A 25,401-nucleotide genomic window follows, 5' to 3' on the forward strand; every position below is an offset into this window, starting at 1 on the left:
GGTACTGCAGGGGGGACCCTGTGGGAGAGTAGGACGCCGCCGAACAATCATTGTGGGAAAGCCCCGCACCTCTGGTGCGGGGCTTTTCTGCGTTTTGGGAATGAAGTTCCGGGAGAATGTGAGGGGTGGGCTCGTTCATGAGCCCACCCCTCAGTGTGACGAGACGTTCACTTGATCTCTGCGGTGGTCCGGGAGCCGGTCCCGGTCAGTTCCCGCAGCTTCTCGCGAGTCTCCGCGTCGGTGGAGTAGATAAGAGTGCCGACCAGCCCGCGGGTGAGCAACACCTTGTACGTGTTGCGGATGAGCCGGTCCACGTCCGCGTCCGGGGTCGACGTCTTGAAGACGGGGTCCTTGGATGCCGTACGGTCCGTGACCCAGCGATCGCTTCGCCAGATCAAGTCCGGGCCGATGATGACGCCGTTCCAGTCGTACTCGAAGCCCTGCGCCGTGTACACGGATCCGACCTGCCCGAAGCCGGCCGGGTCGATCGCCCAAAGCGGGGCCGGCGGGGCGCCACCGACGGCGCGTTCACCGAAGACGGTCCACGGACGGGCCCAGTCGCCGATGACGACGTCCGCGGGGAGTTCCTCTCCGGGGTGCACCTTGGTCGTCCACTTCCAGCAGTAGCCCGCCGTTATGCGCGCGGTGTACCCCTGGGCTCGGCGGGTGTCGAGGAATGCTTCCAGTTCCTGCGGGGAGTCGGCGACTCTGACGTCCATGCGCCCGTCGGGCTCCCAGGCTGTCGGGCCGTCTTCCGGGGGGTCGAGCAGCTGCGCGACCCAACGCAGATACGCGTCACTTCCCCCGCTGCGGAAGTGCCCTTGCAGGGAGATGATCCGGCAGTCGATCCCCTTGGCTTCGGCGGCAGCTCGGATCAAGTCGACGGTCCCGACCTCACCAGGACGTACGGTCTGGAGCTCGTCCAGGAGGAACACGGAAACCCGTGCGGCATCGATCAGCTCCTCTACCTGGGCCTTCCCCGTCCGCAGTGAGGCCCTCGTGTAGCGGTTGGCAGAGGTTTGGCGGAGGCGATGGGCTTCGTCGCAGATCAGTACGTCGACGCTGTTGGGCTCGGCGCTGATGAAGGTGTTGAAGTAGGTGAAGAGCTTCTGGGTTTCGCGACTTCCCGCGCCGGCCAGCTTTCGAACGCTCTTCGTGAACGAAGCAGAACCCGTGGCGTGCAGAGCGGTGAGTCCTCGGCGGTGGAACTCTCCTAGGAGAGCCAAAGCGATGGCGCTCTTTCCTGAGCCGGGGCCGCCGGTGACGATGACCACCGTCTTCCGGTCCGAACGCTGGGCCCTGTGGACCGCGTACAGCACCTCGTCATAGGCGACGCGCTGTTCGTCGAGCAGGACAAGCTGTTCCCGGTCGCGGACTTCCGCGGCGGCGATGTCCATGAGGCGCTTGGCGGGCCGCGTCCGCCCTGTGAGCAGTTCGTTGGCCGCCGCTTCCCCGGAGTGACGCGCCAAGCGCTCTCTGAGGAAGGAGATGAATTCTCGTCGGCTGTCCGCGGTGAACAGTGATCCCTGCGCTCCGCGCTCGCCGCGGTGGAGATCGGCGCTGTCGAAATCGGTCGCGTTGTAGAGGTAGGCGGCGCCGGTGATCCGTTCGGGATGCCCGGCGAGTGCCTCCAGGGTGGATGCCAGGTAGTCGCTGTAGCGGCGGGCTTGCTCGACGGGATTGAGCACAGGTTGTGGGTACGGGGCGACACGGCACAACGTCGGCTCGCCCTCCACCGGCTCTGCGTTGCTCCACTGCTTGACCTCGATGAGGATGTACGAGGGGTCCCCGCTGTCCGGATGAACCCCGGCCAGAATCACGTCAGCCCGCTTGGACGTGAGCGGCAGCTCGTACTCCATAATCATTTCGACCTGGTCGAGCCCGGCGTCCATCAGCACTCCCACGAGCGCGGCAATGCTTCGTTCCCAGAGGGCCACCTGAGACGCACCGAGCTCGTGACCGTACGAATCGGTGATGCGCTTGAGTGCCTCAGCGGACAGCGAACCCTCGTGCGCCTGCGCGGCGACTTCGTATGCCGGTGCGTGGAACAGCAAGGAGCGCCCCCAGAAGTGGCGTGCAGGTCATTGGGCGATCGAGATGATCCGTCGGGAGCACCTGCGTCGGCAGAGCGTTGCGTACGTGACCCTCTTCGCCTGTTTGCTCAACCCTACCTCCGCGAATCGCGACTCCCTGCCCCGTGTGACCAGGGGCAGGGAGGGGAGGGCGGGCGCTACTTCCGGCGCCACCAGGAGGTCAGAAGGTGGCGGAAGATCCTGGCGAGCTCCCGGATGATTTCGGGGCGGTCGACCGATCGGCTGTTGCGCAGAGCCGCGTTGACGATCCTGCATGCGGTGACGCAGATGGCCACGCAGCACGTGACGAGGGTGAAGGCCGTGATGGACGCAGCGATGAAGAGGGGGTCGGAGAACAAGGCAGTCCTTTCGGCGCTGCGCCGAACCCTGGCGAGGTATCCGGTCCAGGCTCGACGCAGCCCATCGTGGGCGGTCTGAGCGTTAGACCGTGTGGTCGGAACTGGCCGACGATGCCTGGGAGACTGCCGCGTCCTGCCGTGATGCGCGGCATGAGGACGTCCATCGCTGCTGTACGACAGCAGAAGTACGGAAGGGCATGACAAAGCTCCGTTGGCTGTTGAGGACGTGTCTGCCAAAGGCAGAAGTCCGGTGTTTGCCAGATGGGGCGGAACTCTACACGGAAAGCCGCTGTGGGTCCCCTAGCGGCGGGGTCAGGCCTGTGCGTCCGGCGGCGTCGCTGCCGTGGCTGCGGACTTGGTGGCGGCGTGGAGGGCCGTCTTGGCTCGGGTGGGGTTGACCTCGGTGCGGGCGATGACCGTGGGGACGGCGATGCCCGGCATCAGGAGGCGCCACATGCGGGTGACGCGGTCGACGAGGTCGGCTCGGTCCTCGCTGGCGACGGCGGAGTAGGTCTGCATGCCCGTACAGGACTCGACGACGAACTCGGCCAGTTCCGTGGGCTCGATGCCGGCCTGGAGTTCGCCCTTCTCCTCCGCGACCCGGAGGCAGTCCGCCATGATGCGGCTCCAGTCCTGGTACGGGGCGATGTCGCGGAAGCCGAAGGAGCCCTGTTCGCTGGTGAGGCGGACGCCGGCGCGGAGGAGGACGTCGGTCTGGAGCTGGTGGGCCCAGACGAGGGTGATGTCGACGAGCCGCTGGAGGCCTTCGGAGGAGAGCCAGGGGATGATGGAGTCCGGCTGGGCGTTCATCACCGCGCGGGCGAGGTCTTCCTTGGACTTGAAGTGGAAGTACAGTGCCCCGGCGGTCAGGTCGGCCTCCGCCAGGATGCGGTTGATGCTCGCACCCGCGAAGCCGGACTTGTCGAAGACGACAGCCGCGGCCCGCAGGATCTCCTTGCGGGTCTGGATGGCCCTCTCCTGCTTCGGCTGCTGCGCCACGGTACCTCCTAGAACAAACAGAACATTTCTTATGTTACGCGGGATCGATGGTGCTGCCAACCTCCTGCCCCCGGCCCGGTGGTTATCGGGTGACGTGTCCTGAAATTGCATGGTTGGCCGAAAACGCTTGGGTAAGCAATGAGCCTTCCTTTACCATTTCTTTGCTCAAAACAAAACGAGCATTCTTTATTTTCGTCGCTGGAACAGCGTCTGTCACCGCACCAGCTCTATTCCAGGCTTCTCAGGGGGAACCAGATGTCCGTCACCGTCGCCGACGACCTGCACGCCTTGCTCGCCACCTCCATACCAAGAGAGTTCGTCCACAAGACGGCGCAGTCCGAAGTGCTGCTGACCGGCTGGTTCCCCGTGGAGGCCGACCGCTTCCGGGTGACCGCCAGCTGGCCCGTCGACCACGCCTTCTACGAGCCGGTCAACGGCCACCACGACCCGCTGCTCATCGCCGAATCCGTGCGCCAGACCGTGCCGTTGCTCAGCCACGCCGCCTACGACGTGCCCTTCGGGCACCGGCAGACGTGGAGCACCTTCCGGTACGAGATCGAGCCCGCCGCCCTGGTCGTCCGGGGCGGTCCCGCCGAGGTCGAGATGGACATCCGCTGCTCCGACGTCGTGCGCCGCGGGGGGCGGCTCGTCTCCGTGCGGATGCGGGTCGAGATGAGCGTCGACGGGGCCCCGCTGGGCTGGGTCGAGACCGCCTTCTCCAACATGTCGCCCAGCGTCTACCCGCGGCTGCGCGGGGCCTACGCCGACATCGCCGAGGCCGTCCGGCGCTCCGTCCCGCTCGCCCCGCCCATGGCCCCCGGCCAGGTCGCCCGCTCCCGCTTCGCCGACGTCGTGCTCTCGCCCACCAACGCCCCGCTCCGCACCGAGCTGCGCGTCGACCACTCCCACCCGTTCCTCTTCGACCACCCGGTCGACCACGCCCCGGGCATGCTGCTCCTGGAGGCCGCCCGGCAGGCCACGCACGCCGCCGCCGGGGACCGGCCCGTGATCGCCAGGGCCATGGACGTCGTCTTCACGCAGTACGTCGAGTTCGACGCCCAGTGCTGGATCCAGGCCGATGTCGAGGAGCGGGACCAGGGTCTCGTGCGGGTCCGCGCCGAGCAGAACGGGGTGTCCGCGTTCAGCGCGCTCGTCACCACGGCACCGCTCCTGCCGGCCAAGCTGCGGGCCGGCAAGTTCCCGGGGCCGCGCAGCTGCCGGGGGCGGTGAAGACGGCCCGGTGGGGGGCTTGATCGTCGTAACCTTCAGCGTCCGGTAGTCATGTCAACAGGGGGGAAAACACACATGGTTCAGCCGCTCGGCCATCTGCGCCTGTGCGCCGTCAACATCGACGGGGTGATGCTGGAGGACACCTTCAGCCCGGTCATCCACCACTTCCTCGTCAGCCGCGGCGTCACGTACACCGCCGACATCGAGCGCAGCATCTTCTCCCAGCCCCGCGCGATCGCCGGCCGGCTGCTCGCCGAGGCCGTCGGCGGGGGGCTGACCGGAGAGCAGGCGCTCGACGCGTACTTCGAGGAGCGGGCCCGCCACGTCGAGGAGCAGCCGGTGCGGCTGAGCGACGGAGCCGTCGAACTCGTCGAGCGGCTGCGGGCGATGGGGCTCGCCACCGTCTGCTACGGGGGGCTGGGCAAGGACCACTTCGACGCCTTCCTCGGGGCGTACGCGGGGCTCTTCGACGAGCCGGGTTACATCTGCACCAACTCCTTCCGGCCCGGGCTGCGCGAGATCGCCGGTGACCACTTCGGTCTCGAGCACCACCAGGTGCTGGTCATCGACGACGTGGCCCGGGTGGGGGAGGAGGCCGGGCGGCTCGGGATGCCGTTCATCGGGCACCCGAGCTCCTTCGAGCACAGCTTCCAGAGGCAGTTGATGCGGGAAGCCGGCGTCCGGCACGTGGTGGACTCGCTGCGCGCCGTCGACGAAGAGCTGTTGCGGGTCCTCGACGCGGAGGCGGCGGCCTCCGCGTCCGGACACTGATTCCGAGGGGTACAGGGGAGCGGAGGAGCGGGATGACGTTGCTGGACGGCAAGGTGGCCATGGTCACGGGGGCTTCGAGCGGGATCGGGGCGGCGGCCGCCCGCCTGTTCGCCGCGGAGGGGGCCGCCGTGGTGCTCGTGGCGCGCCGGAAGGAGCGCCTCGACGCGCTGGTCGAGGAGATCCGCGCGGCCGGCGGCCGGGCCGTCGCCGCGGTCGCCGACGTGGCGTCCTCGGACGAGGTCGCACGGGCCGTGGGGACCGCGGTGGACGCCTTCGGGGGCCTCGACGCGGCCTTCAACAACGCCGGTTACGCGACGGCGGGCACGCCGCTGCACGAGATCGACGACGAGGTCTACGAGCGGACGATCGACGTCAACCTGCGCGGGGTGTGGAACTGCATGCGCCACCAGGTGCCGGTGATGCTCGCCTCGGGTGCCGGCGGCTCGATCGTCAACACGTCGAGCGTCGCCGGCCTCAAGGCCACCGGCGCCTCGGCCGCGTACGTCGCCGCGAAGCACGCCGTGATCGGGGTGTCCAAGGCCGCGGCCCTGGACTACGCGCAACAGGGCATCCGCGTCAACGCGCTCGTCGTGGGTGCCACCAGGACCGAGATGATGGACGAAGTCCTGGACGCGCACCCCGCGTTGGAGGAGACGTTCCTGTCGCACGCGATGCAGCACCGCATGTCCGCGCCGGTCGAGGTCGCCCAGGCGGCGGCCTGGCTGTGCAGCGACCGCTCCTCCTTCGTCACCGGAACCGCCATGGCCGTCGACGGGGGGTCCACCGCCCTGTAGGGCGGGTCCTCGCCCGGTAGGGCGTCCTGGCGTCCTGCGGCGCCTGTGGTGAGTCTTCGCGTGTCGTCTCCTCGGGGGGCGGCCGGGTGATCCCGGCCGCCCCCCGAGTGCTTCCCGCGCCCGACCCTTTTTCGTCAATGCCGCCCTGGATCGCCAAACCATACAGAACGCTTGCTATTTTTTGCGGGTAGATGAAACGGCGGGGGCGACGGAGGCGAGGGAAGGGAAGCACGTGGATGGCGATCCAGGGGAGAGCCGTGCGTACGCGCGGCGCACTTGTCCGGGCAGCGGCGGCGGAGTTCGACGAGGCCGGCTACGAAGGCGCCAGGCTGTCGCACATCAGCGAGTTGGCGGCGGTCTCGATGGGGGCCCTGACCTTCCATTTTCCGGCGAAGTCGGCTCTGGCGGACGCCGTCGAGGAGGAGGGGCTCGCGATCACGAAGGCCCTGGTGGAGCGCCTCTGCGAGGGGCGTGCGCCCGGTCTTGAGGCCGTCATCGGCCTGACCGTGGGGCTCGTCGGGCTCCTTGAGGAGGACCTCGTCGTACGGTCCTCCGTCCGGCTCGCCCGGGAGCGGCCCGGGGGCGTGGGCCGCTGGGTCGAGGTCTGGCTGCCCGCGGTGCGGGACCAGTTGGGCCAGGCGTACGACGGGGGCCGCTCGCCCCATGTCGAGGAGGTCAGACAGACCGTGGCGGACATGGTCGTGTATCTGCTCGCCGGTGCGGAATCGCAGGTCAGAGCGGGTTCGGGCGGTGCTTCCAGCATGACCCGCTCGGTCGCCGAGCGGCTGGAGCGGATCTGGCGGCTGGCCCTGGCCGGGGTGCTGTTCGACGAGGCCTGACCAGGGGCCGGGGGGGGCAGGGGCACGGCTTGCCCCTGGTGCGCGCGGTGCGCTCCGGGTCGATCTCCGGGCCGTTCTTCAGGCCGGGCCCGAAACCACTAGCAAAACAAAGCGAACGTTCTGTATGGTTCAACGAGTCGGGGGCGATCCGGCCTCCGGGGCGTGGGCCCATCGGGCGTTCGCTTTGGCGCATCGCAGAGAAACGGGGAAGTCCGTGAAAGTAGCGGTGGTTGGGGCCGGCGGCATCGGCGGCTACTTCGGTGGCCGGCTCGCCGCGGCCGGACACGACGTCCGGTTCGTCGCGCGGGGCCGGCACCTGGAGGCCCTCCGGCGCGACGGACTCACCGTCGAGGGCCCCTCGGGCGGGGCGGGCTTCTCGGTGCCGGCCGCGGCGCTGGGCGCGACCGACGACCCCGCCGGGATCGGCCCGGTCGACTACGTCCTGCTCGGCGTCAAGACCTGGCAGCTGCCGGCCGCCCTGCCCCTGCTGAAGCCGCTGGTGGAGGACGGTACGGGGGTCCTCACCACGCAGAACGGGGTCGAGGCGCCGGCCGAGGTCGCCGAGGCCGTGGGCCGGGCGGCGGTGCTGCCGGGCAGCGCGAAGATCATCACGTATGTGGAGGGGCCCGGCCGGATCCGCCACGTCGGCGGTCTCGGCTCCCTGACCTTCGGCGAGTGGGACGACCGCCCCTCCACGCGGGTGGAGAACCTCCGCCGCGCGCTCGACGAGGCCGGTGTGACCGCCGTGGTGCCGAAGGACATCTGGGCCGAACTCTGGGCCAAGTTCCTCTTCGTGGCCCCGTTCGGCGGTCTCGGCGCGGTGACCGACGCTCCGATCGGCGCCCTCCGCTCCCGGCCCGGCACCCGTCGGCTGCTCGCGGAGGCGATGACCGAGATCCGGGAGGTCGCACGTCGGGCCGCCGGCACCACCCTGCCGGAGGACATCGTCACCACCACCCTCGACTTCGTCGACCAGCAGCCGGCCGAGGGCACCTCCTCGCTCCAGCGCGACATCGCCGCGGGCCTGCCCTCCGAACTGGAGGCGTGGACCGGCGCGGTGGTCCGCCTCGGCGGCAGCCACGGCGTCCCCACCCCGGTCAACGGCTTCCTCTACCAGGTGCTCGGCCTCCGCGAGGCCCGTGCGGCCGAGCAGCGCGAGGCCGGGCGGCGCACCGAGGCGGGTGCGGCATGAGGCCCCGTACTGGACCCGCCGAGACCACGGTGGACGTCGCGATCGTGGGTGCCGGACCCGCCGGGCTCTACGGCGCCTACTACGCCGGGTTCCGCGGTCTGTCGGTCGCCGTGATCGACGCGCTGGACGAGCCCGGGGGCCAGGTCTCGGCGATGTACCCGGAGAAGCTGCTGTACGACGTGGCCGGACACCCCGGCATCAAGGGCCGGCACCTGATCGACAACCTGCTCGAACAGGCCGCCCCCTTCGAGACCACCCACCTCCTGGGCCGCACGGCCCTCAGCCTCACCCGGCGGGAGGCCGGCTGGACGCTCGGCGCCGACGACGGCACCCGGGTGCACGCCGGCGCCGTCGTGATCGCCGCGGGGCTGGGCCGCTTCGTCCCGCGCAAGCTGCCCTGCTCGATCCCGTACGAGGGCCGGGGCGTCGCCTACCACGTGCCGCGGCTCGCCGACCACGCCGGCCGGGACGTGGTGGTCGTCGGCGGCGGCGACAGCGCCGTGGACTGGGCGCTGGCCCTGGCGCCGATCGCCCGGAGCGTGACCCTGGTGCACCGCCGGGACACCTTCCGCGCCCACGACTACAGCGTCCGGCAGCTGGCCGCCTCGCCGGTACGCGTCCTCACCGACGCCCAGGTCGTCGCCTGCCACGGCACGCAGCGGCTGGAGCGGGTCGAGGTCCGCGCCGGTGACCGGAGCCTGGAGCTGCCGGCGGAGGCCCTGGTGGCCGCGCTCGGCTTCTCCTCCGGGCTCGGCCCGGTCGCCGACTGGGGCCTGGAGCTCGAACACCGCCGCATCCGGGTCGACCAGTCCATGCGCACCAACCTGCCGCAGGTGTACGCGGTCGGCGACGGCTGCACGTACCCGGGCCGGGTCCCGCTGATCTCGGTCGGCTTCGGCGAGGCCGGCACCGCGGTCAACCACGCGGCGGTGGCGCTGCGCCCGGGGCAGCGCCTGGCACCGGAGCACTCGTCCGACACGGCTCCCGGCGGCGTGCCCGCGGCGGCGCCCGCTGCGGCGGAGGCGACCCGGACCGCACCGCTCGCGGCAGCCGGTCCGCTCGCCGCGGCCGAATCGGCAGCCGAGCCGGTCGCCGCGGCGGCCGCCGAGCCGGCAGCCGAGCCGGTCGCCGTGCCCGCCTGAGCCGCCGCCCCGAGCCACCACCCGGTCCGAGCCGCCCGCCCTGAGGCGCCACCACCACTTCGACCCGCCCAAAGGGGACTTGGAAGCGATGAAGCTCAACACCCTCACCCTCATGCCCGACGGCGTGCAGATAGCCCTCCCGCAGGGCTCGCCGCTGACGGACATCGAATACGAGACCGACGAGCCGCTGATCCCGTTCGGCTGCCGCTCCGGAGCCTGCGGAGCCTGCGTCGTCGAGGTCATCGACGGCTTCGACGCCCTCGGGGAGAGCGACCCCGAGGAAACCGACTTCCTGGAGGACCTGGGCTGGGCGGACGGCAACCACCGTCTCGCCTGCCAGTGCCGCCTCCTGGATTCCGCGACCGTCCGCGTCGTGGAGAGCTAGCCCGTTTCACCAGCGCACCACCGTTCCTTTGACAGGAGAGTCATGAACAACCGTGTGACCAACGTGGGTTACGGCAACCGCAAGCCCTTCCTCAGCGCCGCCGCGGCGGTCGAGCTGCGGGCGGAGATGGACCGGCAGATCGACGAGCAGGTCGTCGAGTGGTACGCCAACGTCCCCGAGGCCGCGCACCTGGAGAGCAAGAACGTCGACTCCGAGTACTACAAGCGCAACCTCATAGAGACCGCCTGGCGCATCCGCCTGCTGCGCGTCGCCGAGTCCAAGGCGCTCACCGAGATCGCGAAGCAGAGCCCCGAGGCGGCCCAGGTCTGGGCGAACTACGAGATGGAGGAGATGCTCCACGACGAGCTCTTCATCCAGGACCTCGCCAAGGTGGGCGTCTCGCGCGAGGAGTTCCTCGCCACCGAGCCGTACCTCTCCACCAAGCTGCTCGCCGGCTACTTCTCGTACCTCCTGGACCACGAGGGTCCGCTCGGCGTGGTCGCGTACTCCTACCTCGTCGAGTACGTGAACGTGAAGCTGGAGCCGCGCAAGCTCGTCGCGCTCAAGGAGTCCATCGGCGAGAAGAACCTCGCCGGCCAGATCAGCCACTCCCACACGGACATCAACGACGACCACCCGGGCGAGGTCTGGGCGGCCGTGCGCCACCTGATCCGTGACGAGCAGGACATCGCGGCCTTCAAGAAGTACCTCCAGGAGCACCAGACCGTCCTGGCCCTGTACTTCAAGGAGCTCGCCGACAACACCATCGCCGCGGAAGAGAAGACGGCCGTCTGATCCCGTCCGGTCCGGCACCGCGCGTGACGCCGCCGCCCCACCGGCGGCGTCCGCGCCCGGCTCCTCCGTAACGGAGGAAGGAGCATCGTGCACAAACAGCACACGGGCGGGGGGATCCTCCTTCTCAGCCACGTCGGGTACTCCTTCGTGGAGGACCTCGCGTCGGCCCTCGGCGCCAGGGGGCTCAGGACCTTCGTCCTCAGCTCGCGCCCCGAACCGGCGCACACCGGCCGGCTGGACGAACTGCGGCACCTCGCCGACGACGTCACGGCCACCGACGCGCACGTCCTGACCCACCGGGACGTGGAGCACTGCCTCGCGGACCTGCACCGCCGGGGCGAGACCGTCCTGGCCTGCGTCACGGTCTGGGAGGGCTACCGCCATCTGATGTCCTTCGCCAACGAGGCGCTCGGCGTGAGCGACCTCGGCGAGAAGCAGATCCTCGCACTCCGCGACAAACTCACCCTGCGCAACCGGCTGTTCGAGGCGGGCCTCACCCGCGTACGGGCCGCCGAGCTCACCCCCGCCTCGCTGGCGGCCCACCAGGCCCTCGACGGCCGCTACTTCGTCAAGCCCGTGAGCGGCATCGCCTCCTACGGGGCCTTCCCGCTCGGCCCCGGCACCACCTGGGCGGACATCGAGCGGATCACGGCCGAGTCGCGCGACGACACGGTCTACGCCTCGGCCTTCGGCGACGACGGCCTGACCTTCCTCGTCGAGGACTACCTGCCCGGGCGGGAGTTCAGCTTCGAGGTGGTCGTGACCGACGGAGCGGCCCACGTGGTCGCCCTGCACGAGAAGTGCGAGGTGACCGAGACCGCCGGCACCGTCCTGGAGAACGCCTGCACCAGCCCGCCGGTGAGCGTCACCGCCGCCGAGCGCGCCGCGGGCATCGCCTGGGTACGCCGACTGCTCACGGAACTCGACCTGCGCTGGGGCTGCTTCCACATCGAGGCCCGGTACGAGGACTCCCACTGGGACCTCATCGAGATCAACCCACGGGTCGGCGGCAGCCTGATCTCCCACAGCACCAGGGAGCTCACCGGCGGCGCGAGTCTGCTGGACCTCTGGATCGACGCGCTCCTCGCGGAGCCGGGCGACGGGTTCCGGGAGCGCCTCGCCGCCCTCTCCTACACCGCGGACGGCCGGACGCCGACGCAGAACGCCACCTTCTTCCGGGTCTTCTTCGCCGAGAAGGGGCGTATCGCCTCGGTGCGGGTGAGCGAGGAGCTGCCGCTCCCGCCCGTGGTCACGCACCTCCTGCTCAAGGCCGGCGACACGGTCGACGCCACCGCCCGCGAGGTCTTCCTCGGGCAGCTGCTGTGGCGCTACCCGCGAGACGAAGCCGACCGGCTCTTCCCCGAACTGGCGCGCGCGTCCGCGCACGCCATCGACATCCAGTACGAGCGCCAGGACGAAGGGGGTCCGCGGTGAGCCGATCGACCGGCCGGTTCCTGATCATCGACTACAACCTTTCCCGCGTCGACGACGTGCGCCACATGAGCGCGTACGCCCGCGAGCGCTACGGCACCGAGGTCACCCTGATCCGTGCCGACCCGAGCGCCGTCGACGCCGAGATCTGCGACGAGGTCATCGACCTCGACCCGCTGAGCGCCGACTTCGTCGAGACGGCGGTCCGGCTCCTCGGGCCCCGGCGCGCCGAGTTCAGGGCGGGCGTCGTCTTCTCCGACAACGCGGTCCAGAGCGGCGCCGTGCTGCTGGACCGGCTCGGTCTGCGGATCGACTCCCCGGAGCTCGCCGGCGGGGCCTTCTGCAAGCACGAGTACCGGCTCAGCGAGGCCGCCCACCGCAAGCTGCTCGCCGCCCAGCGGCTGCTCGTGCCCGACTTCGTCACGGTCGACTCGCGCGAGGGCCTCGCGGAGTTCGCCCGCAGCCACCCCGACGGCTTCGTGGTGAAGCCGACCAAGGAGGGCAACAACCGGGGCGTGGTCGTGGTCCGGCCCGGCGACTCCCTGGACGCGGCGTTCGCCGAGGTGGGCCCGTACCTGGAGGGCGGGGTCATCTGCGAGGAACTGCTGCCCTACCGGCGGGAGTACTCCTTCGACGGACTCGGCCAGGTCTCCTTCGTCACCGAGAAGGTCAGCGCCACCGGCCGCTACCCCGTCGAGGTCGCCCAGATCCTGCCCGCGCGCCTCAACCACGCCGAGCGGTCCGCCGTCGAGCGGGCCGGGCGGCAGGTCAACTGGCTGGTCGGGCAGGTCGACGGGCCCTTCCACAACGAGATCCGGCTGAGCGACGACGCCAGCGGGACCGCGGTCGTCGAGCCCAACCGGCGCCCGGCCGGCATGAAGATCTGGTCGCTGGCCCGCTGGGTCTACGGCATCGACTTCTACCACCGCTGGGTCGACGCGGCCTTCGGGCACACGGCGGGCTCCGCCCTGCCCGAGCCGCTGTGCTCGGCCGCCACCGTGATGCTGGGCGTGCGGACCGACCGGTCCTTCGCCCCGGCGGACGTCCTGCCCGGCGCGACGCCCTTCGAGGACGCCGTCGCCGCGACCGCCGCCGCCCACGGCCTGCTCCCGCACGAGCTGGCCGTCAAGGAGTTCGCCTGGCTCTCCACGGCGCGGCGCGAGCTGCACGCCACCGCCCGGGACAACGCGGACTTCGCCGCCCAGGGCTGCGTGGTCCTGACCGCCGGCGGCGTCGACATGAGCGAGGTCGTGCGCACCCTGCGCGAAGCCTGGCCCGACGCGCTCGACGCGAGCACCGGCCGGGGACCCCGGGCCGAGGCGCTCGCGGCCGCGGCACCCCTCGAACCGACCACCATGATGGAGGCAGCCCGATGAGGATCCTGGTCCTGCACCGAGTGCCGTATCCGAAGATCGCCTACCACCGGGGCATCGACCACGACCTGCACGAGGTCACCTACTTCGGGCGGCGGGCCGCGCTCGACACCCTCCCGGACGACCTGCGCTGCGAGCGGGTCGAGCGGCCGGGGGTGCGCGCGCCCTACGACGAGGCGCGGGAGTGGCTCGACGCGGAGCCCCGCGGCTTCGACCGGGTGATCTCCATGTCGGAGTACGAGCTGCTCGACGCGGCCCGGCTGCGCGCGGACCTCGGGGTCGAGGGCGCGACCGTGGAGCAGGTCGAGCTGGCCCGCGACAAGGTCCTGATGAAGCGGGCGGTCGAGGCGGCCGGGCTGCGGGTGCCGCGCTTCCTGCCGGTCGAGGAGTTCCTCGCCGCCGACGGGGCCTCGCCCTGGACGGGGAAGACCGTCCTCAAGCCGCACCGGGGCGCCTCCAGCGTCGACGTCGTCGTCTTCGACAGCGCCGCACAGGCCCACGCGGCCCTCGTCGGGCGGCGCACCGGCGTCGCCTCGATCGACGAGGACGGCCGGGGCCTGCCGGAGCACGAGGTCGAGGAGTTCGTCGAGGGGCCGATCCAGCACTTCGACGGCCTGGTCGAGCGGGGCAGGGTACTGGCCCTGGGAGCCAGCGAGTACGTGGGGACCTGCCTGCAGTACGCGCAGGGCACACCGATGGGCTCCTACCAGTTCGAGGTGACGGACGCGCTGCGCGACTGGGTCGCCGCCGCGCTCGCCGCCGTACGCATCGAGGACGGCAGCTTCCACCTGGAGGCCATCCTCGACGGGACCGACCCGGTCTTCCTGGAGGTCGGCAACCGGGTCGGCGGCGCGGACGTCGTGGACACCTTCGAGCTGGCGACCGGCATCCACCTGCCCTCCTTCGAACTGCGCGTCCTGACCGGCGAGTCCGTCGCCGGAACGCTGCCCGAGCCGACCGCCGACCGCTCCTGGTACGGCTGGTTCGTCCACCCCGGACACCACCTCGGCACGGGCGTCTTCGAGGGCTTCGACGGAGCCGAGCCCTTCCGGTCCGCCCCGGAGACCGTCACCTGGCACGAGCTGCCGGCCGGCGCCCCGCTGCCCGACCACATCACGTACGGCGCGCACGAGACCGCGCTCGCCGGCATCGTCGGCACCGACTCCCCGGACCGGACGCGCGCCTGGCTGACGCGCCTGTTCGCCTCGCTGACGCTGCGCACCTCCGCGGCGCCCCGCGTCCCCGACCCGGTCGCCTAGAGCCCCACAGAGCGCGACCACCACCCGAGAGACCGAGAGAGAAGAAGGAAGATGGCCGAACTCAGGTTCCACTGGGGCTCATCGCTGGACAGTGGCCAGAAGAAGTCGACGCAGAAGTACCGGTCCGACCTGCTCGACCTGGACGGCGCGATCGAGTTCGCGCAGGACGCGGACGCGCTGGGCGTCGAGTCCCTGCTGATGGCGCAGAGCTACACCCTGCCGGACCCGCTGCCGATCATCGGGGCGCTGGCGCGGGAGACCGAGCGGGTCAAGTTCATCCTGGCGTACCGGCCCGGACTGCTCTCGCCCACGCTGTTCACCCAGATCGTGAACACCGTGTCGTGGATCTCGGACCGCCGCATCGCGCTCAACATCGTCGCCGGCACCTCCCCGGTCGAGCAGGGCTACTACGGCGACTTCCTCGCCCACGACGAGCGCTACGCCCGGGAGGGCGAGTTCCTCGACGTCCTGCACCGGCTGTGGGGCGACGGGCAGCCGGTGTCCTTCACCGGCGACCACTACCGGATCGTGGACGCGCAGCTCGGCCTCGGGCACAAGGGCGGCGGCCGCCCCGAGATCTACATCAGCGGCAACTCGGCCGTCGCCCAGCAGACCGCGATCCGCTACGGCGACTGCTGGTTCCGCTACGGGGACACCCCCGAGGAGATCGCCAAGGCGGCCGCCCCCCTCGTCGCCGCGGGCACCGACGTCGGCCTGCGCCTGCAGGTGCTGGCCCGCGAGACCCGCGAGGAGGCGCTCACCGAGCTCGCCGAGATCATGAGCGAGACCGACGAGAACCACCGCGCGTACGTGAAGGCCTTCGTCGAGGCCGGCGACTCCGAGGCGGTCAAGAACTCGATGCGCCTCGCCGAGCAGGCCGGACACGGCTGGATGTCGCCGGTCCTCTACTCCGGAGCCGTCGCCTACCGGGGCGGCCCCGCGCTCTGCCTGGTCGGCAGCTACGAGGAGGTCGCCGCCTATCTGATGGAGTACAAGGCGGCGGGCGTCGGACAGTTCATCTTCTCCGGCTGGCCGGCCCGCGACGAGATGCGGAACTTCTTCCGCAACGTGCTGCCCGTCGTCCGGGCGTACGAGAAGGAGCACGACGGCTCCCTTGCGGGCGCGCGATGACCGCCGCACGGACGCGCCGGGGCCTGTTCGGCACCGGCGTCCTGGTCGGCCTCATGGCCGAGCAGGTCGTGCTGTTCAGCGTCCCGCTGCTCATCTTCCAGCAGACCCGCCAGGTCTCCTCGCTCGGCACCGCCTACGCCGTCGAGTGGCTGCCCTGCCTCATCGCGTACCCCTTCGCGGGGCTCGTCGCGGACCGGGACGGCGGCCCCCGGCTGTTCAGCCGGGCCAACACCGCCCGCGCGGTCGTCATCGCCTGCGCCGTGCTGCTGGTCGCGCTGCGGCCCTCGTGGACGGTGCCGACCCTGATGGCGACCGGCGCCCTGCTCTCCACGCTGGTCGCACCGATCCGGATGTCCATCGAGAAGGTCGTCCCGCAGCTCGCCCACGGCTCCGACCTGGCCAGGACCCAGTCCCTGGTGCAGAACATGGAGCTCCTCGCCATGGCCCTCGGGCCCGGCCTCGCGATGGTGGCGGTGCTGTTCCTCGGGAAGATCTGGCTGCTCGCCCTCGCCGGGGCGCTCTTCGCGACCGCCGCCTCCTGCTGGCTGGTGCTGCCGCGGACCGCCGCGGCGGTGCCGGCCGAGGCCAGGGGTGCCCGGGCGGTCCTGGGCGAACTCGGGCTCGGCTGGCGGCTCCTGGTGGGCAACCGCCCGGTCATCCTGCTCGCCGGCCTGAACTTCGCGATCAACCTGGTCTTCTCGACCGTCCTCGCCGCCAACGCGGCGGTGGTCACCGGCGTCCTGAAGGCCCCCGAGTCGCAGTACGCGATGCTCAACATGTTCGTCGGCATCGTCGGCCTGCTCAACCTGCTGCTCACGCCGGTGCTGCTGCGCAAGTTCGACGTGAACTTCCTCGGCTCGCTCGGCTACACGGTCCTCACCGGCTGCCTGCTGCTGCTCGGCACGGCCTCGTCCTTCTGGCTGTACGCGGCGGCCTTCGTGGTCGCCATGTCCGGGGTCGCGTACTTCAACATCTTCAACCGCACCCAGCGCGTGAAGGTCATCCCCCGGGAGCACCTGGGCAAGGTGATGGGCCCCTTCTTCCTGGTCGGCCTGCTCTCCTACCCGATGGGCGGACTGCTGATCAGCACCTTCGGGGCGAGCGTGGGCCCGCAGCGGCTCGTCGCCGGCCTGGCCGTCCTGCTCGGGGTGTACGGAGCGGTCTTCATGCCGCTGACCATCCGCAGCTTCCGCACGAAGGAGGTGTCCCGTGTCGGCGCTGGAACTGAGCCCGCCCTGTCCGGTGGACAGTGAGACGTTCCGCGAGGCGATGGCGCACCTCGCGGCCCCGCTGACCGTCGTCGCCACCCGGGACGCGACCGGCCGCCGCTGGGGCTTCACCGCCAGCGCGGTGACCTCGGTGTCGATGGATCCGCCGCTCGTCCTGGTCGGCCTGGGCAACGACTCCAGCTGCCGGGAGGCGCTGAGCTCCTCGCCCGAGTTCACGATCAACGTGCTGGGCGAGCAGCACACCGAGGTCGCCGGCCGGTTCGCCCGGCGGGGCGTGGACCGGTTCGCCGAGGGCGGCTTCGCCGAATGGCCCGGGAGCGGACTGCCGTACCTCACCGACGCCACCGCCGTCTTCCGCTGCACGGCCGTCGACCGGATACCGATGGGCGACCACCAGCTGCTCATCGGCGAACTCACCGGTCTGCGCACCCACGGAGAGGCCAAGCCGCTCCTCTGGTACCGGCGGGGCTTCCGCGCCGCAGGCCCGACACCCGCAGGAGGAGCCCGATGAGCACAGCGACGATCCCCGGAGTCGTGGACGGCACCATCACGCCCACGGTGGACGCCGAGGGCAACCTCTCCCTCCACATCGAGGTCCGCAACGGGCCCGGCGAGGGCGGCGACTACATCGAGGTCATCCTCACCGGCGGCGACGCCCGGGCGCTCCTGTCGGCGCCGAAGGCACCCGAGGCCCCGGCGGCGACGCCGTCCCGGGTCTTCCCCTGCTCCGTCGGCGTCCGCCTCCAGTCCGGCCCCTCCCTCACCTCCTCCCTCTAGGAGTCCTCATGTCCGTGATCAACCCGGAAGCCCCCGCCACCCGCCGCACCGCGCGCCCCGCCGGCCGCCCCGCTCCGGCCGCCGTCAGGGTCGAGGGCCCGGCCGCCGTCGAGCCCCGGCAGAGCATGGCCGTGCTGCCCGGCTTCCTCCAGTACCCGCTCACGGTCTTCACCGGCAAGGCCCTGCCGCGGCAGCGCTCCCTCGGCTGGACGCCCACCTTCCACCTGGCGACCGCGACGGTCTCGATGCTCCTCGGGCTCGCCGTCAGCATCACCGGCTACGCGCTCGGCGGCCTCGGCCTGCTGTTGCTGCTGCCCGGCTGGGCGATGACCCTGCACGGGATGCGCAACCTCCGGATGATGATCTACCACCAGTGCTCGCACCGGAACATGTACCGGAGCCGAAAGCCCGACAAGGCCATCGGCCACGCCATATCGAGCCTGCTGGTCATCCAGAACTTCGCCCGCTACAGCCGCGAGCACGTCGCCGACCACCACGCCACCGGTCACATGACGCTCCAGGACCCCACCGTCCAGGCCTTCCTGGTCAGCCTCGACATGCACCCGGGCATGACCCGCCGCCAGATGTGGCGCCGGCTCCTGCTCAAGCTGGTCTCGCCGCGCTTCCACTTCGCGTTCGGCGTCTCCCGCGTGCTGTCCTTCGCCAAGGACTCGGCCCGCAGCGAGAAGGTCACCGCGCTCGCCCTGTACGGCACGGCCGTCGCCGCCACCGTCCTCACCGGCACCTGGCAGGCGCTGCTCGTGGTCTGGTTCGTGCCGCTGGTCCCGCTCTTCCAGGTCAGCAACACCCTGCGGCTCTGCGTGAAGCACACCTTCCCGGTCGCGGGCCAGGAGGACCGGCGCAGCCGGGCGTACTTCACCTCGCTGACCAACGCCATCTTCATCGGCGACCGCGCCCCCTCGCCGGAGCTGCCGGCCGTCCGGCGCGCCCTGGCCTGGAGCCGCTGGACGCTGCGGATGCTGTTCGTGCACGCCCCGTCCCGCTACCTGGTGCTCACCGGTGACACCGTCGTCCACGACTACCACCACCGCCACCCGCGCAGCGACGACTGGTCCAACTACATCTTCGCCCGCCAGCAGGACGCCGAGGAGGCCGCCGCGGCCGGCGACCCCAACCGGCCGCCGTACCACGAGGTGTGGGGCCTGGTCCCCGCGATCAGCTACGTCTTCGACTCGCTGGCCGTCGCCGACGCCGAGGAGTTCGACAAGGCCCGCCTGAAGGCCGTCAGCAAGCGCGAGCTCTTCGCCGCCTTCGACGACTGAGACCGCCGCCGGCCTCCGCCCGCCGCAGGCCCCGCCCCGCCAGCCTCCTCCCACCACTCGACTCAGGAACCCATCGATGCGGACCACATCCCAGCAGGAACCAGCGGCTCGTACGGTCATCCTCGGCGTCGCCGCCAGTGACAGCCACGCCGTGGCCAACCACCTCATCGCCTACTCGCTGCGCGGCCTCGGCTACGACGTCGTCAACCTCGGCACCTGCACGCCGGTCGAGGAGTTCGCCGAGGCGTGCGCCCGCCACCCCGAGGCGGAGGCCGTCGTCATCGGCAGCCTCAACGGACACGTCCACGAGGACCTGCGCGGCCTCGACCGGGCCAAGCAGTCGGGCCGGATCGGCTGCCCCGTGATCGTCGGCGGCAACCTGTCCGTCGGCAGTCACAAGGACGGCTCCTCGCACGAGCGCCTGTACGCGGCCGGCGTGGACCACATCCTGTCCGACCCGTCCGAACTGCCCGGCCTGCTCGACGCCCTGCGCGCCGAGCGCGAGCGCACCGCCGTGACCTCCGGACTGGCGGCGTCATGAGCCTGACCTCGCTCCCGGCCCGGGCCGACGCCCCGCACCCCGACACCGCCTCGGCGCCGCTGCCGACGCCGGCCGAGTCCGCCGCGTACATCCGCGCGCTCGGCAAGCCCACCGCCGCCGAGGTCCTGGACCGCTGCAAGGCGCAGGGCCGGGTCGCGATCCAGCCCCGCTGCGGGGTCGGCGGCCACGAGGAGATGAAGGCGCTCCTCGCCACCCTGGAGGCCGAGGCCGCGCCCGACATCCTGACCCTCACCATCGACTCGCACACCCGGCTGCTGCGCTTCGAGGAGGCGCTGCGCACCCTCAACCTGCGCCCGGCCGACCTCAACGGCTACCCGATGGTGGCGCACGGCTGGCGGCGTGGCCGCGAGCTCAACGAGCTGGTCGCGGCGCCCCTGGAGATCCGGCACGGCTCGCCGGACGCCCGCACCCTCTTCGACGTGTCGGTGGCCTCCGGCATCACCTCCTTCGAGGGCGGCGGCATCTCCTACAACCTGCCCTACTCCAAGGCCGTGCCGCTCGCCGAGTCGCTCGGCGCCTGGCAGGACGTGGACCGCCGCTGCGGCGAGCTCGCCGAGCACGGCGTGGTGGTCGACCGGGAGCTGTTCGGCACGCTGACCGCCGTGCTCGTGCCGCCCTCGATCAGCCTCGCCGTCAGCGTCCTCGAGGCGGTGCTCGCCGCCCGGGCCGGGGTGCGCTGCATCTCGGTCGCCTACCCGCAGGGCGGCCACCTCGCCCAGGACGTCGCCGCCCTGCGCGCCATCCCCGTGCTCGCCGCGCGCTATCTGCCGCCGGACGTGACCGTCCACGCGGTGCTCCACGAGTTCATGGGCGTCTTCCCCCGCGACCGGGGCAACGCCGAGGACCTGATCTTCTACGGCGCGCTGGTCGCCCGGCTCGGCGGCGCCTCCAAGCTGATCACCAAGACCCACCAGGAGGCGTACGGGATCCCGGACACCACCGCGAACGTCGAGGGCCTGCGGCTCGCCGACCGCGCCAACTCGCCCCTGCTCGACTTCATCCGGGTCGACGAGGCGCAGGTGGGCCGGGAGCTGGAGTGGATCCTCGCGGAGGTCGCCGACCTCGTCGAGCCGCTGCTCGCGCAGCCCGACCTGATCGGGGCGATCGTCGAGGCCTTCGCCGAGGGCCGGCTCGACATCCCCTTCAGCGCCAGCCGGTACGCCCGCTCCGACCTGATCCCGCGGCGCGACCGCTCCGGCGCCATCCGCTACCTGTCGACGGGCGCGCTGCCCTTCTCGGCGGCCCACGTGGCCCGCAACACCGAGCTCCTGCACGCGGTCGACGGCCCCGATCCCGCCCTCGACGCGCTGATGCGCGGACTGACCGGCGACATCAACCACTTCCGCCATGTGTTCCAGGAGGAGGAGCGGCCCGCCGCGGCCCCCGCCCTGTCCTCTCCCACCGCCCCTCCCGCCCCCACCCCTGTGCCCACCGAACCGAGGAACTGATCCGATGCGAGCCGTCCATGTCACCGAGGCCGGTGCCCCCTCCGCCCTCACCCTCGCCGAGCTGCCCGAACCGACCGCCCTCCCCGGCCAGGTCGTCGTCCGCAACGCCGCCATCGGCCTCAACTTCATCGACGTCTACTACCGCAACGGCACCTACCCGGCCGCGTACCCGCTCGTCCCCGGACAGGAGGCGGCCGGCATCGTCACCGCCGTCGGCGAGGGCGTCGACGAGATCACCCCGGGCGACCGGGTGGCGTACGCGACCCAGCTCGGCGCCTACGCCGAGTACACGGCCGTCCCGGCGGCCAAGCTGGTCTCCGTCCCGGAGGCCGTGACCCTGGACGACGCGGCGGCCGTGCTGCTCCAGGGCCTGGCCGCGCACTACCTCAGCCACACCACCCATCCCGTGGCGTCCGGCGAGACCGTCGTCGTCCTCGCCGCCGCCGGCGGCCTGGGGCAGCTGCTCGTGCAGCTGGCCGCGCACCGGGGCGCGACCGTCGTCGCCGTCGCCTCGACCAAGGAGAAGCGGGAGACCGCGCTCGCCGCGGGCGCCCACCACGCCGTCCCCTACGAGGACTTCGACGAGGCCGTGCGCGGACTCACCGGCGGCGAGGGCGCGCACGCGGTCTACGACTCGGTCGGCGCGGCCACCTTCGAGACCAGCGTCAAGGCGCTGCGCCGCCGCGGCACCCTCGTCGTCTGCGGCCTGTCCAGCGGCCCCGTACCGCCCATCGACGTGGAGCTGCTGCGGACCAACGGCTCGCTCTACCTCACCCGCCCCACCCTCGCCGACCACGTGCCGGACGCCGGCTCGCTGCGCGCGGCGGCGGCCGAGCTCTTCCGTTACGTCGCCCAGGGCGTCGTCCGCCCCGAGGTGCGGGCCCGGCTGCCGCTGGCCGAGGCGGCTCGGGCGCACGAGCTGCTCGAGGGCCGCGGCACCACCGGCAAGGTGCTGCTGACGCCATGAGTGTCGACATCGGAACGAGCGCGCCGACGGGCGTGGGCGTACGCGCGGAGACGGCCCCGGCCCCGGCCACCGGCCGCAGGGGCTTCGGCATCGGTGTGGTCCCCGCGCCCGTGCTCATGCTCGTCGGGATGGTCAGCACCCAGCTGGGCGCGGCCTTCGCCAAGCAGCTGTTCGGCACGGTGGGCCCGGCCTCCGTGACCCTGATGCGGCTCGGTTTCTCGGCCCTCGTGCTGTTGCTGTGGTGGCGGCCCTCCGCGCGCCTGGACCGGCGCACGGCGGGCGCGGTGGCCGCGCTCGGCGTGGCCATCGCGGGCATGAACATCTGCTTCTACCTGGCCATGGCCCGGATGCCGGTCGGCGTCGCGCTGACCGTCGGCATGGCGGGCCCGCTCGCCGTCGCGGGACTGTCCTCGCGCCGTGCGGCGGACCGGCTGTGGATCGTGCTCGCGGCCCTCGGCATCGCGCTGCTCGGCTGGCAGGGCGGCGCGGCCGGCCTGACCGGTCTGCTGATCGCGCTGGCCTGCGCGGTCTTCTGGGGCTCGTACGTGCCGCTGTCGGCCAGGGTCGGCAAGGTGCTGCCGGGCGGCGGCGGACTCGCCCTCGCCATGGCCTTCGGCACGCTGTGCTCGCTGCCGGCGGGACTCGCCGAGGGCGCCGGGGCGCTCGCCCGGCCCGAGGTGCTGGCCTTCGGCTTCGGCGTCGCCATGCTGTCCTCGCTCGTCCCCTACACCTGCGAGATGGAGACGCTGCGCCGGGTCTCGGCCACCGTCTTCGGGGTGCTGCTCAGCCTGGAGCCGGCGATCGGCGCGCTGGTCGCCCTCCTCGTGCTCCGCGAGACCCTCTCCCCGGCCCAGGTGGCGGGTCTCGTCGCGGTTGTCGCGGCCTCGATCGGCGTCATCCGCGGCTCCCGCAGGTCCTCGGCCTCCCGACAGGCCCCGCCCGCTCCCTCCACCCTCACCGAAGGAACCGACAAGTCATGATCTCCACCGGCAGCAACGCAGCGCTCGCGGGCCGTCCCGAGGGCCTGGAGCAGCTCAGGAGCCTCCTGGACGCGGCGCTCGGCGCCCTCGGTGACGCCTCGCTCAAGCGCGGCGGCCCGGTCGCGCCCGGCGGACCGGAGGCGGCGGTGGCCGCGGTGGGGGAGGTGCTCGACGGCGGGCGCTTCCTCGCCGAGCAGCCCAGCGCCGAGCGGGTGACGGAGCTCTTCGAGGCGTACGCGCGCTGGTCCGTCGACCTGACGCACCCCTCGGCCGTGGCCCGGATGCAGTGCGCCCCGACGGCCGCGTCCGCCGCCGCGGAGCTGCTCGCCGCCTCGCTCAACCAGTCGCTGCACGCCTGGGAGAGCGGCCCGTTCGCGCTGGAACTGGAGCGGCGGCTGATCGCGGAGATGGCCTCCTGGGTCGGCTTCGGCCCCGGGGCGGGCGGCACCCTGACGCCGGGCGGCTCCATCTCGAACCTGATGGGCCTGCTCTTCAGCCGGGACCGTGCCCTGAAGGACACCGGCGAGGTGTCGGCGACGGGTCTCGCGGGACGCCCGGTCCGGCCCCGGATCCTGTGCTCGGCCGCCGCCCACTTCTCGGTCGCGCGGGCCGCCGGCTTCCTCGGGCTCGGCCGGTCCGCCGTGGTGAAGGTGCCGGTGGACGACCGGGGCCGGATGCTCGCCGACGAGGCCCGCCGGATCGTCGAGGGCTTCGAGGCCGACGAGGTCCCCGTCGCCATCGTCGCCACGGCCGGCACCACCGACCACGGCTCCTTCGACCCGCTGCCCGAACTGAGCTCCCTCGCGGCCGAGTTCGGGATCTGGCTGCACGTCGACGCCGCGTACGGCATCGGCGCGCTGTTCTCGCCGAAGCTCGCCCCGCTCCTCGACGGCCTCGACCGGGCCGACTCGGTCGCCTTCGACCTGCACAAGTTCGGCTGGGTGCCGGCCTCGTCGAGCGTGATCGTGGTCCGCGACAAGCGCCACATGGAGTGCCTCGACGAGCAGGCCGTCTACCTCAACCCGTCCGACGACGAGGCCCTCGGCTTCACCGCCCTGCTGGGCACCTCCCTGCAGACCACCCGCCGCTCCGACGCCCTGAAGATGGCCGCCACCCTGCTCACCGTCGGCCGCGAGGGCATGGGTGCCTGGGTGGACGCCTGCCACGAGCAGGCGCGGTACGCGGCGGGCCGGATCGCGGCCACCGACGGCCTGGAGCTCGTGGCGGACCCGCTGCTCAGCACCGTCATCTTCCGCTGCGTCCCCGGCGAGGGCGCCTACGTGGACGACGAGAGCGCCTGGAACGCCGCGGTGCGCCGCCGACTGATGACGGACGGCCGCGCGCTGCTGGCCCGGACGAAGATCGCGGGACCGGACGGCACCCCGCGGGTCCACCTGAAGCTGGTCTTCCTCAACCCGACGACGACCGAGGACGACATCGACGCCCTGCTCGCGGACGTCGTGGCCGCGGCCCGGGGGCTCGCCGGGGAAGCGGCAGCGGGGCGTTAGCGGTACGCAAGCAGGACGCCAGGGCAGGACGGGAGGGTAGGTCGTGCCGGCACCGGAAGCGGGGCCGGCGGACCGACCGACCGTCAAGCTCAACGGGGGAACCACCATGCGTACCCAGCGTAAGAACACCGTCCTCGCCGTCACCGCCGCCGCCGTCCTCTCGCTGGGCCTCAGCGCCTGCGGCGGCGGCGACGCCGGCACCCGCGACGAGGGCGCCGCGCCCGCCCAGGGGCAGCACCAGGCGGCGGCCGGCGCCGCCGCCACGACCGGCGGTTCGGCCGGCGGCTCCACGACCGGCGGTTCGACCGGCGGCACCGCCACCAAGGGCTCGACCACCGGCGGCACGACGGGCTCCGGCAGCGGCTCGGGCACCGGGGCCTCGAAGGGTTCCGCGCAGAGCGCCTCCACCGGCACGTCCGCGGCCGGCGCCCGCTCCTGCGCCTACGGCGACGTGCGGATCACGGCGGCGAAGGCCGACGAGACGCCCACCGAGCACATCACCCTCACGGCCACCAACACCTCGGGCAGCACCTGCCGCCTCGACGGCTACCCGCTGATCGCGTTCGGCGCGATCCAGACCGCCAAGGACGTGCCGGCCGTCGCCAAGAGCAAGCCGGCCGCCCCGGTCGTGCTGCGCCCCGGCGCCCCCGCGTACGCCAACGTGCGGATCGCGCTCGGCGGCGCCCACGAGGACAACAAGGTCGTCACCAGCTTCAACGTGAACCTCTTCGCGGGCTCCGACCCCGCCGAGGGAAGCGTCGTCGTCAAGGCCCCGGCGGGCGGCCTGGCCGTCGACGAGGCCGCCGCGAAGACCGGCTACTGGACGTACGAGCTCCGCAACGGCGCCGACGAGTTCTGAGGGGTCCGGGGTTCGG

The 25,401-nt window shown here is 71.8% G+C and carries 25 protein-coding genes; 22 read left to right on the plus strand and 3 right to left on the minus strand.

Annotated features, from left to right (window positions below):
* Positions 1-167 precede the first annotated feature (167 nt).
* From ACH414_RS07520 to ACH414_RS07530, 3 genes are all read right to left on the minus strand, one after another.
* Positions 168-2,054, minus strand: a complete 1,887-nt coding sequence (locus ACH414_RS07520; RefSeq protein ID WP_398941149.1) for a DNA/RNA helicase domain-containing protein — start codon at positions 2,052-2,054, stop codon at positions 168-170.
* Between the two features lie 176 nt (positions 2,055-2,230).
* Complete coding sequence (locus ACH414_RS07525; RefSeq protein ID WP_391769540.1) at positions 2,231-2,431, minus strand: hypothetical protein; 201 nt, start codon at positions 2,429-2,431, stop codon at positions 2,231-2,233.
* A gap of 312 nt (positions 2,432-2,743) precedes the next feature.
* Entirely contained in the window at positions 2,744-3,430 is a 687-nt protein-coding gene (locus ACH414_RS07530; RefSeq protein WP_391769539.1) for a ScbR family autoregulator-binding transcription factor, read from the minus strand.
* A gap of 255 nt (positions 3,431-3,685) precedes the next feature.
* Between ACH414_RS07530 and ACH414_RS07535 the strand changes: the two genes are divergently transcribed.
* From ACH414_RS07535 to ACH414_RS07640, 22 genes are all read left to right on the plus strand, one after another.
* Entirely contained in the window at positions 3,686-4,660 is a 975-nt protein-coding gene (locus ACH414_RS07535) for a ScbA/BarX family gamma-butyrolactone biosynthesis protein (protein ID WP_382547784.1), read from the plus strand.
* Positions 4,661-4,735: 75 nt separating this feature from the next.
* Positions 4,736-5,431 carry an HAD family phosphatase gene (locus tag ACH414_RS07540; protein WP_398941152.1) on the plus strand — a complete coding sequence of 232 codons (696 nt, stop codon included), beginning with the start codon at positions 4,736-4,738 and terminating at the stop codon, positions 5,429-5,431.
* Positions 5,432-5,463: 32 nt separating this feature from the next.
* Entirely contained in the window at positions 5,464-6,225 is a 762-nt protein-coding gene (locus ACH414_RS07545; RefSeq protein WP_398941154.1) for an SDR family NAD(P)-dependent oxidoreductase, read from the plus strand.
* Positions 6,226-6,482: 257 nt separating this feature from the next.
* The gene (locus ACH414_RS07550) at positions 6,483-7,064 is read left to right on the plus strand and encodes a TetR family transcriptional regulator (RefSeq protein WP_382547778.1); all 582 of its coding nucleotides are present in this window, start codon (positions 6,483-6,485) and stop codon (positions 7,062-7,064) included.
* A 214-nt stretch (positions 7,065-7,278) separates the two neighbouring features.
* On the plus strand, positions 7,279-8,256 hold the full coding sequence (locus tag ACH414_RS07555) for a 2-dehydropantoate 2-reductase (RefSeq protein WP_398941156.1): 978 nt from the start codon (positions 7,279-7,281) through the stop codon (positions 8,254-8,256).
* Complete coding sequence (locus tag ACH414_RS07560; protein ID WP_398941158.1) at positions 8,253-9,398, plus strand: NAD(P)/FAD-dependent oxidoreductase; 1,146 nt, start codon at positions 8,253-8,255, stop codon at positions 9,396-9,398. Before ACH414_RS07555 ends, ACH414_RS07560 begins: the two co-directional genes overlap by 4 nt.
* An 88-nt stretch (positions 9,399-9,486) precedes the next feature.
* Positions 9,487-9,783, plus strand: coding sequence for a 2Fe-2S iron-sulfur cluster-binding protein (locus ACH414_RS07565; protein WP_382547772.1), 297 nt, complete (start codon positions 9,487-9,489; stop codon positions 9,781-9,783).
* A 42-nt stretch (positions 9,784-9,825) separates the two neighbouring features.
* Positions 9,826-10,578 (plus strand): hypothetical protein, encoded by a 753-nt coding sequence (locus ACH414_RS07570; RefSeq protein ID WP_382547770.1) that lies wholly within the window; start codon positions 9,826-9,828, stop codon positions 10,576-10,578.
* An 87-nt stretch (positions 10,579-10,665) separates the two neighbouring features.
* Complete coding sequence (locus tag ACH414_RS07575) at positions 10,666-12,012, plus strand: acetyl-CoA carboxylase biotin carboxylase subunit family protein (protein ID WP_382547768.1); 1,347 nt, start codon at positions 10,666-10,668, stop codon at positions 12,010-12,012.
* Complete coding sequence (locus ACH414_RS07580) at positions 12,009-13,385, plus strand: acetyl-CoA carboxylase biotin carboxylase subunit family protein (protein ID WP_382547766.1); 1,377 nt, start codon at positions 12,009-12,011, stop codon at positions 13,383-13,385. Before ACH414_RS07575 ends, ACH414_RS07580 begins: the two co-directional genes overlap by 4 nt.
* Entirely contained in the window at positions 13,382-14,641 is a 1,260-nt protein-coding gene (locus ACH414_RS07585) for an acetyl-CoA carboxylase biotin carboxylase subunit family protein (protein ID WP_398941161.1), read from the plus strand. The genes ACH414_RS07580 and ACH414_RS07585 overlap by 4 nt, the downstream gene beginning before the upstream one ends.
* 51 nt (positions 14,642-14,692) lie before the next feature.
* A complete protein-coding gene (locus tag ACH414_RS07590; RefSeq protein ID WP_382547762.1) occupies positions 14,693-15,772 on the plus strand; it encodes an LLM class flavin-dependent oxidoreductase in 1,080 nt (359 codons plus the stop codon).
* Positions 15,769-17,025, plus strand: a complete 1,257-nt coding sequence (locus ACH414_RS07595) for an MFS transporter (RefSeq protein WP_386566022.1) — start codon at positions 15,769-15,771, stop codon at positions 17,023-17,025. Before ACH414_RS07590 ends, ACH414_RS07595 begins: the two co-directional genes overlap by 4 nt.
* Complete coding sequence (locus tag ACH414_RS07600) at positions 16,982-17,512, plus strand: flavin reductase family protein (RefSeq protein WP_382547758.1); 531 nt, start codon at positions 16,982-16,984, stop codon at positions 17,510-17,512. Before ACH414_RS07595 ends, ACH414_RS07600 begins: the two co-directional genes overlap by 44 nt.
* Positions 17,509-17,778 (plus strand): hypothetical protein, encoded by a 270-nt coding sequence (locus ACH414_RS07605; protein ID WP_382547756.1) that lies wholly within the window; start codon positions 17,509-17,511, stop codon positions 17,776-17,778. The genes ACH414_RS07600 and ACH414_RS07605 overlap by 4 nt, the downstream gene beginning before the upstream one ends.
* A gap of 8 nt (positions 17,779-17,786) precedes the next feature.
* Positions 17,787-19,061 carry a fatty acid desaturase gene (locus tag ACH414_RS07610; protein WP_382547754.1) on the plus strand — a complete coding sequence of 425 codons (1,275 nt, stop codon included), beginning with the start codon at positions 17,787-17,789 and terminating at the stop codon, positions 19,059-19,061.
* A 76-nt stretch (positions 19,062-19,137) separates the two neighbouring features.
* Positions 19,138-19,602: a cobalamin-dependent protein gene (locus ACH414_RS07615; RefSeq protein WP_382547752.1), complete on the plus strand. Its 465-nt coding sequence runs from the start codon at positions 19,138-19,140 to the stop codon at positions 19,600-19,602.
* Positions 19,599-21,071, plus strand: a complete 1,473-nt coding sequence (locus ACH414_RS07620) for a methylaspartate mutase (RefSeq protein ID WP_382547750.1) — start codon at positions 19,599-19,601, stop codon at positions 21,069-21,071. The genes ACH414_RS07615 and ACH414_RS07620 overlap by 4 nt, the downstream gene beginning before the upstream one ends.
* A gap of 4 nt (positions 21,072-21,075) precedes the next feature.
* Positions 21,076-22,038, plus strand: a complete 963-nt coding sequence (locus tag ACH414_RS07625; protein ID WP_382547748.1) for a quinone oxidoreductase family protein — start codon at positions 21,076-21,078, stop codon at positions 22,036-22,038.
* Positions 22,035-23,018 (plus strand): EamA family transporter, encoded by a 984-nt coding sequence (locus tag ACH414_RS07630; protein WP_398941166.1) that lies wholly within the window; start codon positions 22,035-22,037, stop codon positions 23,016-23,018. Before ACH414_RS07625 ends, ACH414_RS07630 begins: the two co-directional genes overlap by 4 nt.
* The gene (locus ACH414_RS07635; protein WP_398941168.1) at positions 23,015-24,526 is read left to right on the plus strand and encodes a pyridoxal phosphate-dependent decarboxylase family protein; all 1,512 of its coding nucleotides are present in this window, start codon (positions 23,015-23,017) and stop codon (positions 24,524-24,526) included. Before ACH414_RS07630 ends, ACH414_RS07635 begins: the two co-directional genes overlap by 4 nt.
* 106 nt (positions 24,527-24,632) lie before the next feature.
* Entirely contained in the window at positions 24,633-25,385 is a 753-nt protein-coding gene (locus tag ACH414_RS07640) for a DUF4232 domain-containing protein (protein WP_382547743.1), read from the plus strand.
* Positions 25,386-25,401 lie beyond the last annotated feature (16 nt).

It is taken from the genome of Streptomyces sp. NPDC020422, from assembly GCF_044386705.1.
Taxonomy (GTDB): Bacteria; Actinomycetota; Actinomycetes; order Streptomycetales; family Streptomycetaceae; genus Streptomyces.